Source organism: Caldicellulosiruptor sp. F32 (genome assembly GCF_000404025.1).
Lineage (GTDB): Bacteria > Bacillota > Thermoanaerobacteria > Caldicellulosiruptorales > Caldicellulosiruptoraceae > Caldicellulosiruptor > Caldicellulosiruptor saccharolyticus.
This window is the reverse complement of the sequence record NZ_APGP01000118.1, coordinates 1-13,103: the sequence shown is the minus strand read 5'-3', so window position 1 is coordinate 13,103 and position 13,103 is coordinate 1. Positions and strand designations below refer to the sequence as shown.

The 13,103-nt window shown below is 36.7% G+C and carries 13 protein-coding genes; all 13 read left to right on the top strand.

Annotation, left to right across the window (positions count from 1 at the left end; translation table 11 throughout):
- Positions 1-45: 45 nt before the first annotated feature.
- Positions 46-741, top strand: a complete 696-nt coding sequence (locus H964_RS10875) for an anaerobic ribonucleoside-triphosphate reductase activating protein (RefSeq protein WP_039767599.1) — start codon at positions 46-48, stop codon at positions 739-741.
- Positions 742-783: 42 nt separating this feature from the next.
- Positions 784-2,046, top strand: coding sequence for an MFS transporter (locus tag H964_RS10870; RefSeq protein WP_039767597.1), 1,263 nt, complete (start codon positions 784-786; stop codon positions 2,044-2,046).
- 106 nt (positions 2,047-2,152) lie between these two features.
- Positions 2,153-3,136, top strand: a complete 984-nt coding sequence (locus H964_RS10865) for a LacI family DNA-binding transcriptional regulator (protein WP_011916715.1) — start codon at positions 2,153-2,155, stop codon at positions 3,134-3,136.
- A gap of 95 nt (positions 3,137-3,231) precedes the next feature.
- Positions 3,232-4,275 (top strand): Gfo/Idh/MocA family protein, encoded by a 1,044-nt coding sequence (locus tag H964_RS10860; RefSeq protein WP_039767596.1) that lies wholly within the window; start codon positions 3,232-3,234, stop codon positions 4,273-4,275.
- A gap of 42 nt (positions 4,276-4,317) precedes the next feature.
- On the top strand, positions 4,318-5,256 hold the full coding sequence (locus tag H964_RS10855; RefSeq protein WP_039767595.1) for a sugar phosphate isomerase/epimerase family protein: 939 nt from the start codon (positions 4,318-4,320) through the stop codon (positions 5,254-5,256).
- A gap of 179 nt (positions 5,257-5,435) precedes the next feature.
- Positions 5,436-6,833: an AmmeMemoRadiSam system protein A gene (gene amrA, locus H964_RS10850; protein ID WP_039767594.1), complete on the top strand. Its 1,398-nt coding sequence runs from the start codon at positions 5,436-5,438 to the stop codon at positions 6,831-6,833.
- A 15-nt stretch (positions 6,834-6,848) separates the two neighbouring features.
- On the top strand, positions 6,849-7,697 hold the full coding sequence (gene amrS, locus H964_RS10845) for an AmmeMemoRadiSam system radical SAM enzyme (protein WP_039767593.1): 849 nt from the start codon (positions 6,849-6,851) through the stop codon (positions 7,695-7,697).
- Between the two features lie 22 nt (positions 7,698-7,719).
- Positions 7,720-8,577: a diadenylate cyclase CdaA gene (gene cdaA, locus H964_RS10840; RefSeq protein WP_011916722.1), complete on the top strand. Its 858-nt coding sequence runs from the start codon at positions 7,720-7,722 to the stop codon at positions 8,575-8,577.
- Positions 8,578-8,580: 3 nt separating this feature from the next.
- Positions 8,581-9,807, top strand: a complete 1,227-nt coding sequence (locus H964_RS10835) for a CdaR family protein (RefSeq protein WP_039767592.1) — start codon at positions 8,581-8,583, stop codon at positions 9,805-9,807.
- Positions 9,808-9,869: 62 nt separating this feature from the next.
- Complete coding sequence (uvrC, locus tag H964_RS10830) at positions 9,870-11,651, top strand: excinuclease ABC subunit UvrC (RefSeq protein WP_039767591.1); 1,782 nt, start codon at positions 9,870-9,872, stop codon at positions 11,649-11,651.
- A 54-nt stretch (positions 11,652-11,705) separates the two neighbouring features.
- The gene (gene hprK / locus H964_RS10825) at positions 11,706-12,638 is read left to right on the top strand and encodes an HPr(Ser) kinase/phosphatase (protein WP_039767590.1); all 933 of its coding nucleotides are present in this window, start codon (positions 11,706-11,708) and stop codon (positions 12,636-12,638) included.
- A 30-nt stretch (positions 12,639-12,668) separates the two neighbouring features.
- Complete coding sequence (locus tag H964_RS10820) at positions 12,669-12,851, top strand: hypothetical protein (RefSeq protein ID WP_039767589.1); 183 nt, start codon at positions 12,669-12,671, stop codon at positions 12,849-12,851.
- Positions 12,852-12,880: 29 nt separating this feature from the next.
- Positions 12,881-13,103 (top strand): hypothetical protein (locus H964_RS10815; RefSeq protein ID WP_039767587.1); only part of this gene is annotated, 223 nt, incomplete at its 3' end.

The window sequence follows — 13,103 nt, the reverse complement described above, 5'->3', positions numbered from 1 at the left end:
TTTTTGGTGCAAAGTTTAGAAATATACAAAAAGGAGAAAATCGCCATGCTTGTTGATTTTATGAAAATATCAACTGTTGACTATCCAAAAAAGATTGCAGCTACTTGTTTTTTTGGTGGCTGCAATTTTTCGTGTCCATTTTGCTACAACTCCCAGCTTGTAAACTTCAAAGGAAATTTTATGGATGACAGTATATTTTTTAAGTATTTGGACAAAAGAAAAGGCATAGTTGACGCTGTCTGCATTACAGGTGGAGAGCCAACTTTGAATGAAGAGTATCTGACAGAGTTTATAAAAAAAATAAAGCAAAGAGATCTTCTTGTCAAACTTGACACAAATGGTTCAAGACCAGAGGTCCTGCAAAGGCTTTTAGATGCTGGTCTTCTTGACTATGTCGCAATGGACGTAAAAGCCCCACTTGAAAAGTATCCCCAGATCACAGGTTTTTCTGAGGTTGACAAAATCAGAAGATCTATAGAGATATTAAAAAATTCAAATATTGATTATGAATTCAGAACAACGGTGAACAAAAACCTTCATACAGTTGAAGATATATTGAATATTGCAAGGCTTTTAAAGGATGCCAAACTTTATGTAATAAAACCTTATAAATACACACCTGAAGTTTTAGATGAAAAAATAAGCGGCACAAAGGATTTGGAGATAGAATACTTGCAGGAAATTTACAATCGTGCAAAACAGGAAGGTATAGATAATATCAAAATTGGTGGTGCAATCTGATTTTTGTATTAAAAGCGGTTTTACACATACGAGGTGATTTTTATGACAGGGATCAAGGCACAGCTACAGCAGATGGTTTTAGCATTCAAAGAGATAAATCCAAACGCTAAAAAGATTCTATTTTTTGAGCCTATTTTTGCTATTCCATATGCAATGTTTATCATCTACTCCTCACTTTACATGACAAGAGTGGGAGTAAAGGATTACCAAATAGGACTGCTGTCAACTGTGCTAAATCTTATAATGCTTATAACATCACCATTTGCAGGAATACTTGTGAACAGGTTTGGACGCAAAAAGGTTTTGCTCGTTGGCGATTTTATGTCGTGGTGCATGTATGCATATATATTTTTCTTTGCCAAGGACTTTGTATGGTTTTTAATTGCAACCATCTTCAATGGACTTATGAGAATTCCTGAACTTGCATGGCGACTTCTTTTAATGGAAGATGCAACTGAAAATGAAAGGGTTGCAATATATTCTGTTACTGTATTTGTTTGGAATATGGGTAATCTTTTTGCACCTTTAATGGGCGTCTTTGTTGCAAGGTTTGGCTTGATACCTGCAACTAAATGGACTGTCCTTGTGTTTGGGATTTTAGTAAATGTACTAATTGTTGTAAGACATCTTGTTACATCTGAGAGTTCTGTGGGTCAAAAGCTTGCGCAGGAAAATTCTAATGGCAATAATGGTTTTTCTGAGTGGTTTGACAGTTTAAAGTATATGTTAAAAAACGGACAACTTCTCTTGATTGTACTTGTCACCATATTTGGTAACATTGCCCTGATATTCAGAGACACATATAAAAATATATACTTGAGTGAAGCTTTGCATTATCCAGATAGTTTAATTTCGGTGTTTCCCACGCTGTGGAGTGCAGTAGCCCTTGTATTTGTAATATTTTTAATTCCTAATCTGAAAGATCAAAAACATGACATTGTTCTTTTTTGGGGAATGCTTTTAATTACTGTGTCGAATGCTTTAATTTTGGTTGCCCCACCCGGAACGTTTGGCTTCATTTTGATGATAATTGTGACAGTGCTTGGCAGCATAGGAGCTGCAGTATATTATTCTTTTGTTGATGCTATCTTGGCAAATTCTGTTGATGATGATAGAAGAGCGCATGTGTTGTCAATCACAATGTTTTTAATCTCTCTTTTTTCAATGCCGGTTGGCGCAATAGCCGGACAATGTTATACGTTTTCAAAGAGTTTGCCTTTTGTGCTTGCCACAATCTTTACTTTTTTGTGCACAGTTTTAATTTTCTTCAAGGTAAGAATAAGAAGAGCTAAAGAAAGACAGTGAGTTGACATTGTTGCCCGGATATAGTTCAAAATAATTACAAATGTTGAAAGGATTTTGTCAAAGGTATAAAATAAAAAACAGAAGTAAAAGTATCTGGGGGTGTAAAATGCCAACAGTCAAAGATGTTGCCCAAAGAGCAGGTGTTTCTGTTGCAACAGTTTCAAGGGTGCTGAATAATTCAGAAAAGGTCTCTGAACAAACACGACAGAAGGTTTTAAAGGCTATTGAAGAGCTGGGTTTTAAACCAAACCTTCTTGCAAGAAACTTCAGAAAGGACAAGTCAAATCTGATATTAGTTATACTTCCCACAATTGCCAATGCATACTTTGCACGTGTTGTCAAAGGAATTGAGGATACCGCACGAAAGAATGGTTATGGAATACTTCTTTGCACAACACAAAACAGTCCTGAGATTGCTGCTGAGTATTTAAAGCTTATAGAAAAAAAACAGGTTGATGGAGCTATAATTGCCTCTGCAAAGATTGAAATTAATTTTTGCAAAGATCTTGATACAAGAAGGATTGTTCAGGCATGCGAGTTTTACCCCTTTTTGGACTCATCTTGCGTGCTTATAGATCACAGAAAAGCTTTTTACGATGTCGTAGACTACCTTATAAAAAAAGGCAAGAAAAATATTTTATGCGCAATTGGAAACGAGGACATCCCTTCTGAGTTTGAAAGGAAAGAAGGATACAGAAAAGCTCTTGAAGAAAATGGACTTCAGTTTAGAGAAGAGAATGTCATAAGATGCAGCTATGGCTGGACAGAGCTTTATGAGAAGCTCAAAAACCTTTGCTGTCTTAAAAAATACGATGCAATTGCTTGTTCTTCAGATTTGATGGCAGTTGGGGCAATAAAGGCTGCCAAAGCTCTGGGGCTTAAAGTTCCTGATGAGTTTTCTGTGACAGGTTTTGACAATATCATGATGTCAAGATTGTATGAGCCTTCAATCACTACAGTTGCACAGCCTATGTATTCAATAGGCGAGAAGGCAGCCCAGATTTTGATTGATACGCTTGAAAGTCCTGGTGCTTTTAAAAAACAAAAAATTATACTTCCTCATGAACTCAAGACAAGAGAATCTGCTTGAAGTCTATTTTTTTATTTTAAAACCGTTGTAATTGATTACACTATGAGTTATAATATCTTATGTAATCAATTACACTATTAAGGAGGCAGAGAAAATTGAAAAAACTAAAGCTTGCTATAATCGGATGCGGTTCAATCACAAGGCACAGACATGCACCCGAGGCAAAGCAAAATCCCAATGTTGAACTTGTTGCTGTATGTGACAGAAAGTTAGAACATGCAAAAGCCATTGCTGAAAAATTTAAAGTTGAAAATGTCTATGATGATTACGAAAAGATGCTCAAAGAAATAAAACCTGATGCAGTAATAGTTGCAACGCCAAATTATCTTCATGCAGATGCTACTATAAAAGCTTTAAAAGAGGGTGCTCATGTTCTTTGTGAAAAACCAATGGCAACAACTATTGACGAGTGTAAGAAGATGGTGGATACAGCAAAGGAGACAGGAAAGTTTTTGATGATAGCTCACAACCAGAGGTTCAATAAAGCTCATATAAAAGCAAAGCAGATTATTCAAAGTGGTGAGCTTGGCAGAGTTTTAAGCTTTAAAACTACCTTCGGTCATGGTGGACCTGAGAGCTGGAGTTCAGACAAACCCGATACATGGTTTTTCCACAAAGAGAAAGCTACATTTGGCAGCATGGGAGATTTGGGTGTTCACAAGATTGACTTGATGAGGTTCTTACTTGGTGAAGAGTTTGTTGAAGCAGCTGCGTTAGTCACAACGCTTGCAAAGAGGTATCCAAACGGAGAGCTAATAGACGTTGATGACAATGCTGTTTGCATCTTAAAAACTCAAAGTGGTGCAATTGGGACTGTGACAGCTTCTTGGACATATCCAGGGAGTGAAGACAATTCAACAATTATATACTGCGAAAAAGGGTCAATCACTCTTTATGGTGACCCGAAGTTTTCGATGATAATAAGGTATGCAAATGGACAGAAAGCATACTTTGAACTTGACACAATGCAGACAAACGAGAAGCAGACAAAGTCAGGTGTTATGGATGAGTTTATAAACTCTATTTTGACGAACACCCCGCCAAAAATTTCTGGTGAAGAGGGACTTAAGACAATGAAGGTTGTTTTTGCATGTTTTGAGTCAGCTAAAACTGGCAAAGTTGTTAAGATTGATTATTAGTAGCTGATAAATCTTTTGAATGTGAAAGGAGAGTTTTGGAATATGAAACTTGGATTTTTGACAGCGTGCCTTCCAAATGTGAAGTTAGATGATTTGGTTATATGGGCAAAAGGTGTTGGATTTGAAATGTTAGAGGTTGCATGCTGGCCTGTGAAAAACACAAGAGACTACTCGAGCACAACCTTAGATGTTGCAAACCTTACAAAAGATGAAGCAGAAAGAATCAAAAGACTTTTTGAGCAGAACAATATGCAAATTTCTTCTCTTGCATACTATGACAACAACCTGCACCCTGACCTTGTGATAAGAAAATCTTACCATGATCATTTAAAAAAGGTGATTGATGCAGCAAATCTTCTTGGTGTCAAGTATGTCGGGACCTTTGTTGGGAGAAACTATAACAAGACAATCAAGGAAAACTTTGATGAGTTTGAGATTGTGTTTAAAGAGATTTTGGAGTATGCAAAGGAAAAAGGAGTTTCTATTATAATAGAAAACTGCCCAATGCCAGGCTGGAACCCAAATGGTGGATGGATGGGGACAATATCATACTCACCTGAACTTTGGGAAGAGATGTTTTCAAGGCTACCTTACGACAACTTTGGTTTGAACCTTGACCCGTCACACCTTCTTTGGCTTGGTATTAACCCTGTTTCGGTCATAAAAGAGTTCAAAGACAAAATATTCCATGTCCATGCAAAGGATACTCAGATTTTGAAAGACAAGCTCAATAAATATTCCATTTTTGGTAGCCAGATTCAAAGGAAAAATGAATGGGATATGGGATATTGGGTGTACAGAATGCCAGGTCGTGGCGAGATTGACTGGAAAGCATTTTTGAAAGAGCTAAAACAAAACGGCTATAGCTTTGTTGTAAGCATAGAACATGAAGACCCAGAATTTGAGGGGACTGAAGAAAAAGTAAAAGAGGGATTGAGGCTTGGGTTTGAGTATTTGAAGGGAGTACTTGATAAAATTTAAATATTATCCAACATCAATTTTTAAATAAAGGCCGGCTTTTAATCAATTTCGAAGCTGGCCTTTTTGTTTTGCAATTTGTAACAACTTTTTAACATTTGAATAGTAGAAGCAGACACAAAAAAAGGGTAAAATATTATATATGAAAACTTGAAAAAAATCAAAGTAAGGGGCAGTCAAAAATGGTAGGATATTTGTTGCCACATCCACCAATTCTAATTGACAAAATTGGAAACGGAGAAGAAAAAAAATGTCAGGCAACTTTAGAAGCATTGGAAAAAGTGACAGACGAGATTTTAGAGTACAAGCCTGATGTAGTTGTTGTTATATCACCGCATGCGCCTATCTTTTCAGATGTCTTCTTTTTAAATGACAAGCCTACCATTGAAGGTAGCCTTACAAGATGGGGTGTGCGGGGAGTTGAATTTAAGTTCCACAATAACCTCAAAATAGTTGAAGATATAGCAAAGATGAGCAAAGAAGAGGGTTTGAGCGTTGGATTTGTGACAGACAAGATTGAGAGAAGATATGGAATTTCACGTGAGCTTGACCATGGTGCAATGGTCCCACTGTATTTTGTAACCAAAAAATATAGAGACTTTGAACTCATTCACACAGCGTACTGTATGGTTGATGATATAAAACTGTATAGGTATGGAATGATAATAAGAAAAGCTCTTGAAAAGCATGGAAAAAGAAGTTTAATTATTGCTTCTGGTGACCTTTCACACAAGCTAAAAGAAGATGGCCCTTATGGATTTGCTAAAGAAGGTGTTGAATTTGACAAGCTATTGGTTGATCTTTTGCAAAAAAGTGACATAAAGGGTCTTTATGATATAGAACCTGAATTTTCTGAAAGAGCTGCAGAGTGTGGTTTTAGGTCAATAAAGGTATTAATTGGTGCATTTGACGGCTATGAGATAGAATCAAAGGTTTACTCTTATGAAGGACCGTTTGGGGTAGGGTACTGTGTTGCTGGATTTTACCAAAAAGGTACTACAACATCCCTTCTTGATGAGATAGCTATTAAAAAAGAACAAAGACTCAAAAAAATCAGAGAAAATGAAGATGAGTATATAAGACTTGCAAGAGAAAGCTTAGAGTACTATGTAAGACACCGCAGGTACTTAGACCACATACCAGATTATGTTACAGAACGGATGCTAAAAGAAAGAGCAGGGGTTTTTGTGTCAATTAAAAAGGATGGAAATTTGAGAGGATGTATAGGTACAATTTATCCTACTCAAGAAAACATTGCAAAAGAGATAATCAGAAACGCTGTTGCGGCAGGTTTTCATGATCCAAGGTTCGAAGAGGTCACAGAAGAAGAGCTTGATTCCTTGGTTTATGATGTAGATATATTGAGCACGCCTGAGAAGGTAACTTCAATTTCAGAACTTGATCCCAAAAAGTATGGTGTGATTGTACGAAAAGGTGCAAGGCAAGGGCTTTTGCTTCCTGATTTAGAAGGTGTTGACACAGTTGAAGAGCAGCTCAAGATAGCCTGCAGAAAAGCAGGGATTGACTATGACAGAGAAGATTTTGAGATAGAAAGGTTTACAGTTGAAAGGCACAAGTAAGGAGAAGTATAAGAAATGGTAGAAGCAAGGTATTATGAGAAATTGGAAAATAAAAAGGTAAGGTGCAGGCTCTGTCCGCATGGGTGTGTGATTTTGCCTGGTAATACTGGTTTTTGCAGGGCAAGACAAAATGTTGATGGAAAGCTCTATTCGCTAAATTATGGATATATATCTTCAATTGCGTTTGACCCGATAGAGAAAAAGCCACTTTATCACTTTTACCCTGGTTCAAGTATACTTTCAATAGGAACATTTGGATGTTCATTTAAATGCCTGCACTGCCAAAACTATGAGATTTCCCAGCTTACTCCCAATGTATTTGAAGTTGATACAGAGCGTTTAATTGAGCTTGCGAAGAAAGACAAAGACTGTATTGGCATTGCATTTACTTACAATGAACCGACAATTTGGTTTGAATATGTTTTAGATGTTGCAAAGAAGTTTAAAGAAGAGGGGTTTAAAACTGTCCTTGTCACAAATGGGTATTTAAATGAAGAGCCACTTTTGGAACTTCTTGAGGTCATTGATGCTGCAAATATCGATTTGAAGGCCTTCAATGATGAGTTTTACAAGAAGGTGTGCAGTGGCGATTTGGAAAGCGTCAAGAGGTTTATTGAAATCTGTAGCCAAAAGATTCACATTGAGATAACAACGCTTATAATTCCAACCTTAAACGATTCTGAAGAAGAGGTAGAAAATCTTGCAAAGTGGCTTTCTTCAATTGACGATAGGATTCCTTTGCATTTGACCAGGTATTTCCCGAGATATAAAATGACTTTACCACCAACGCCAAAAGAGACGTTATTTAAACTCAGGGAGATTGCAAAGAAATATTTGATGTATGTATATTTAGGAAATATCTAAAAAAGCAGTGGGGGAATTTGATTTGTTGAAAGACTTTTCTTTTTATATTCAGGAGTTTTTAAGAAATATATCTCTTATCAGAATAACACCGTTTGATATTATTGACATTGCAATTGTGTCATTTGTGATATACAAAATAATTGTGTGGATAAAGGACACAAGAGCGTATCAGCTCATAAAAGGAATTGTGATTTTGATAATTATAACTCAGGTTAGCAAATGGCTGAACCTGAATGTTATAAACTGGCTTTTGACGAATACGCTCTCATACGGTGTTTTGGCGCTTTTGATAGTCTTCCAACCAGAGCTAAGACGCGCTTTAGAGGAGATTGGAAGGAGCAAAATTTGGGGAAAGTTTTTTTGGGTTGGGTCTGACGAAGAGACACTTTTAAAGTGGCAAAATAGTGTTGAGGAGATTATAAAAGCTGTGATGTATCTTTCAAAAAATAAAATTGGCGCATTGATTGTGATTGAAGGGCAGACAAAGATAGGTGATATAATCAACACAGGGATAATAATTGACTCAGAGATATCGTCCCAGCTTCTTATTAATATCTTCATTCCGAACACACCATTGCACGACGGTGCAGTGATTATAAGAGATGGAAAGATAAAAGCTGCTGCATGTTTTTTGCCTCTTTCAGAGAACAGGTACATAAGCAAAGAACTTGGTACGCGTCACAGAGCGGCACTTGGTATTTCAGAAAACTCTGATGCAACTGCAATAGTTGTATCAGAGGAAACAGGGATTATATCTGTTGCGTATAACGGAGGACTTACACGAAACTTAGGACCTGAAGCTTTGAGAAAGATACTGCTCAGGCCTTTGAAAGTTGAGAAAGAGAAGAACGGTCTTAATATATTTAGGTGGAGGCGTTAAGATTTGAAGAAGATTGAGCTCAAAAAACCAAAAGATGACACTTTCTGGCTAAAGGTCTTGTCAGTTTTTATTGCTATCATTTTGTGGTTTTATATAAATAGCATCATAAATCCTATAAAGAAAAGAGAGATAATTGTGCCAATACGCTATAATATTTCCACTTTATCAAAAGGGCTTGTTATGACAGAGTCTGATACAAAAGAAGTAAGGATAGTTGTTAGCGGAACTCAGGATGAGCTCAGCAAGGTTGATGAGAAGAATATTCAAGCAGTGGTTGATTTTACTAATGTAAGACAGACAGGTGAAATGAAACTTCCAATAAATATAAATAATCCTTACCATAGAATTAATATAGAGAGTATTTATCCAAAAAGTGTAGTAGTAAGCATTGACAATCTTGTAACAATCCAAAAAGATGTCACAGTTGAAATAAACGGAAATCCTAAGAAAGGGTACATAATAAATGGCTATCAAGAAGAGCCAAACGTTATAAGCATAAAAGGTGCTGAGAGTGATATAAAAGAGATTTCAAAGTGTATTGCTCAGCTAAACTTAAGCCTTAATGACAGGTCGTTTAAGGCTTCTGTTCCTGTTAAAATTTTAGACTCAAATGGCAAGGATATAACATCACTTTTTGAACTGTCTCAAAAAAGTATTGATGTGTATGTAGACATCTTAAAGACGAAACAGGTACCACTTACTGTGAAGTTTAAAAATCAGCTTCCGCCAAATAAGGTTATATCAAAGATTGTACTAAAACCGTCAACAATTAATGTTGCGGGGAAAGAAGAGGATATAAATTCTTTAAATGAAATTGTTGTAGGAACAATTGACACACGAATGTTAGAAAATATTTCAACATTCCAGTTTGATTTTAATGTTCCAAAAAATATTAAAGCTTTGGACAATGTCAAGCAAGTTGTAATAACAATCTATACTGATTCAATTGTCCAGAAATCAATTACCGTCCCGGTTGAGGTGAGAGGTTTAAGCAACCAGTATTTAGCCCAGCTAAACCCTGATAAGGTGACGCTTAAGATAAAGTATTCCCAGAGCAATCAAAATTCGATTGATTTTTCCTCATTTAAAGCATATGTTGATGTTTCGAATTTAACACAAGGCAATTATAGCTTGCCACTTGTGCTTGAAAATCCGAACAATATTGAGGATGTAGAGGTATCTCTTTCTTACATAAAGGTGATAATAACAGAGAAAAACCAAACCCAGTAGATTATTCTGGTTAAATGATTCAATAAAGAGTTTTTTAAAGACAGAGAAGGAGAGGGCAAAAGATGCTGACATTGCAGGAAAAACTTGCAAACCTTCCGACAACTCCAGGCGTTTATATGATGAAAGATGAGAATGGAAAGGTTATATATGTGGGCAAGGCAGTCAACTTGCGAAACAGGGTAAGACAGTATTTTCAAAACTCCGACATGACGCCCAAAACAAGGCTTATGGTAAAAAAAATTAAAGACTTTGAGTATATTGTTACAGACACAGAGGTTGAAGCTTTGATTTTAGAGTGCAATCTAATCAAAGAATACAGGCCAAAATACAATGTGCTTTTGCGAGATGACAAGAACTATCAGTATATTAAAATTACGAATGAGATGTTTCCAAGACTTGTCACAACAAGAAAGGTTGAAAAAGACGGCGCAAAGTATTTTGGACCATATGTAAGCGGCTATTCTGTTAAGCAGACAATTGAGCTTTTAAAAAGCCTTTTTATGCTGAGGACCTGCAAAAGAAAGTTTCCTGACCAGCTTGGCAAGGGCAGACCTTGCTTGAATTTTTATATAGAAAGGTGTCTTGGGGTTTGCAAAGGGGATATTCCTGAAGAAGAATATCAAAAACTTGTTGAAAAGGCAGTAAAAGTGCTAAGTGGTAAAGGTGATGAGATTGTTGAAGAGCTGAAAAAGAAGATGTTTGAGTATGCAGACAATCTCATGTTTGAAAAGGCTCAAGAGATAAAGAACAAGATTACAAGCCTTGAGCAGATTATTACAAAACAGAAGGTTATTTATGCTGATGATAGAAGCGAGGATGTGATAAACTATGCAGAGGATTCTTCCAACATTTGCATAGTTGTTTTGATAATCAGAAATGGAAAGCTAATCAATAAAGAGGAATTTGTTTTAAAAAATGATGAAGAGGTATTTGAAAGGTTTTTAGAGCAGTACTACTCAGATGTTGTGGCTGTCCCAAAAGAGATTATACTTCCACACGAGGTTGGAAATGGCGAGAATATAGAAAAGATGATTGAAAAGCTATACGGTTTTAAAGCTAAAATTGTTGTTCCAAAACAAGGTGAGAAAAAACAGCTTCTTGAGATGGCAAAAAAGAACGCAGAGATTTCGCTTGTCAATAAACAGAGGATAGAAAACTATTACATTGAAGCTCTTTTGCGCCTCAAAAACATGCTCAATATAGAGCATGACATAGAAAAGATAGAAAGTTATGACATCTCTAATCTTGCGGGGGCTGACAATGTTGGAACACTTGTTGTATTTGAGGAAGGTAAATTTAACAAGGACCTTTACAGAAAGTTTAAGATAAAGAGCTTTGAAGGTCAGGATGATATAAGAAGCGTGAAAGAGGTTTTGACAAGAAGATTTACAAACCTTGAGAAACATGGCCGCTTACCAGACCTCATTTTAATAGATGGTGGACAAAACCAGGTAAATGCTGCAGTTGAGGTTTTGAGGTCTTTAGGTTTTAATATTCCAGTTGCTGGTATGGTTAAAGATGACAGGCACAAGACAAGGGATTTAATTTATAATGGTCAAGAGCTTAGTATCCAAAAAGATGGTCTTGTTTTCAAATTAATTTCTACAATCCAAGAAGAGACTCACAGGTTTGCAGTGAAATATCACAGAGAACTGAGGAAAAAACACCTTTATGAGTCTATACTTGACGAGATTGAAGGGATTGGCGAAAAGAGAAAACTCAAGCTTTTCAGAACATTTGGTTCTATAGATAATCTGAGAAAGGCAAGCATAGAAGAGATTGTGAAGGCTGCTGATATTCCGTATGATGTTGCACTAAAGATAAAAGAAAAGATTGGCATTTAAAAACTATTTTGAAAAGGATAAAAACTAACTGAAATGAAAGGATGAGATGAAAAGTTGTTCTACACAACAGTTGGGAAGATAATAAAGGAACTAAATTTAGAGTGTTTGACAGAGATACCTAATATAGAAGAGAGAAAGATTAAGGACATGAACCTAAACCGTCCAGCTCTTCAGCTTATGGGATTTTTTGAATATTTTGATGAGCAACGTGTTCAAATTATAGGTGTCTCTGAGATGGCATATTTGAAGACAATGACAAAAACACAGAGAAGAAACGCAATTGAAAAACTTTTTCAAAGAGACATCCCCTGTGTGATAATTACATCAAACCAGGAGCCATTTGATGAGTTTTTAGAATTTTCTAAGAAGTATGGAATTCCTCTTTTGAGAACAAGTGAGGTTACAACCAGGTTTATGACAAACCTCAGCACGTTCTTGACACATGAGCTTGCACCAAGGATAACTCGTCATGGCACACTTGTAAATGTGTATGGTGAGGGTGTTTTGATGCTTGGGGAAAGCGGTGTTGGAAAGAGCGAGACTGCTTTGGAACTTGTAAAAAGAGGTCATATTTTGGTTGCAGACGATGCAGTTGAGATAAGAAAAGTCTCTGAAAAGACCCTTGTTGGCGAAGCTCCAGAGATTATCAGGCACTTGATAGAGATAAGAGGAATTGGCATTTTGGATGTGAAAAACCTTTTTGGCGTTGGTTGTGTAAAAGACTCTGAGAGAATCGACCTTGTAATACAACTGGAAACCTGGAAGACTGACAAAGAATATGAACGACTTGGTCTTCATGACCAATACATAGAGATATTGGGGATAAAAGTGCCTACCCTTGTGATACCAGTTCGGCCAGGGAGGAATTTGGCAATAATTGTTGAGGTTGCTGCGATGAACAATAGGCAAAAGAAGATGGGTTATAACGCTGCAAAAGCTCTGACAGAGAGGCTCCAGAGCCAGATGAGTAGAAACGGGAATGAATAAAAGTAGCAAAAAATATGGCAGGTGTTTTTTATGGAAGCAGAACTGAACAAGGGTTATACTTACAGGGACTATGTGTCATTGAATGACAGGAAAAGGTATGAACTCATAAATGGTGAACTTTATCTTTTAGCATCACCCTCTGAAATTCATCAACGAACTAATCTTGAATTTCCCTCAAGTATCGGTTTCCTGATTACCATTAAAGCAGCCTAATCATTCATTGCAAGGGAGGTGTTTTCAAGATGTCGTTCGTTGATTGGGTCGAAGAAAAAGTCAATACCGAATTCGGCCCAGCAATTAAGCGATTTAATCCAGTAACAGGCGAGACTGCCTTTTTCGCTCCACACGGAGAGCAGATTGGCAAGTCGTTTATTGACCCGCTTGCGAAACGCACAATCAAGAAAAATACCACCAATGAGGTAGAAATCGCTCGAAAACTAGCACGGGAACAACTGAACCAATTCC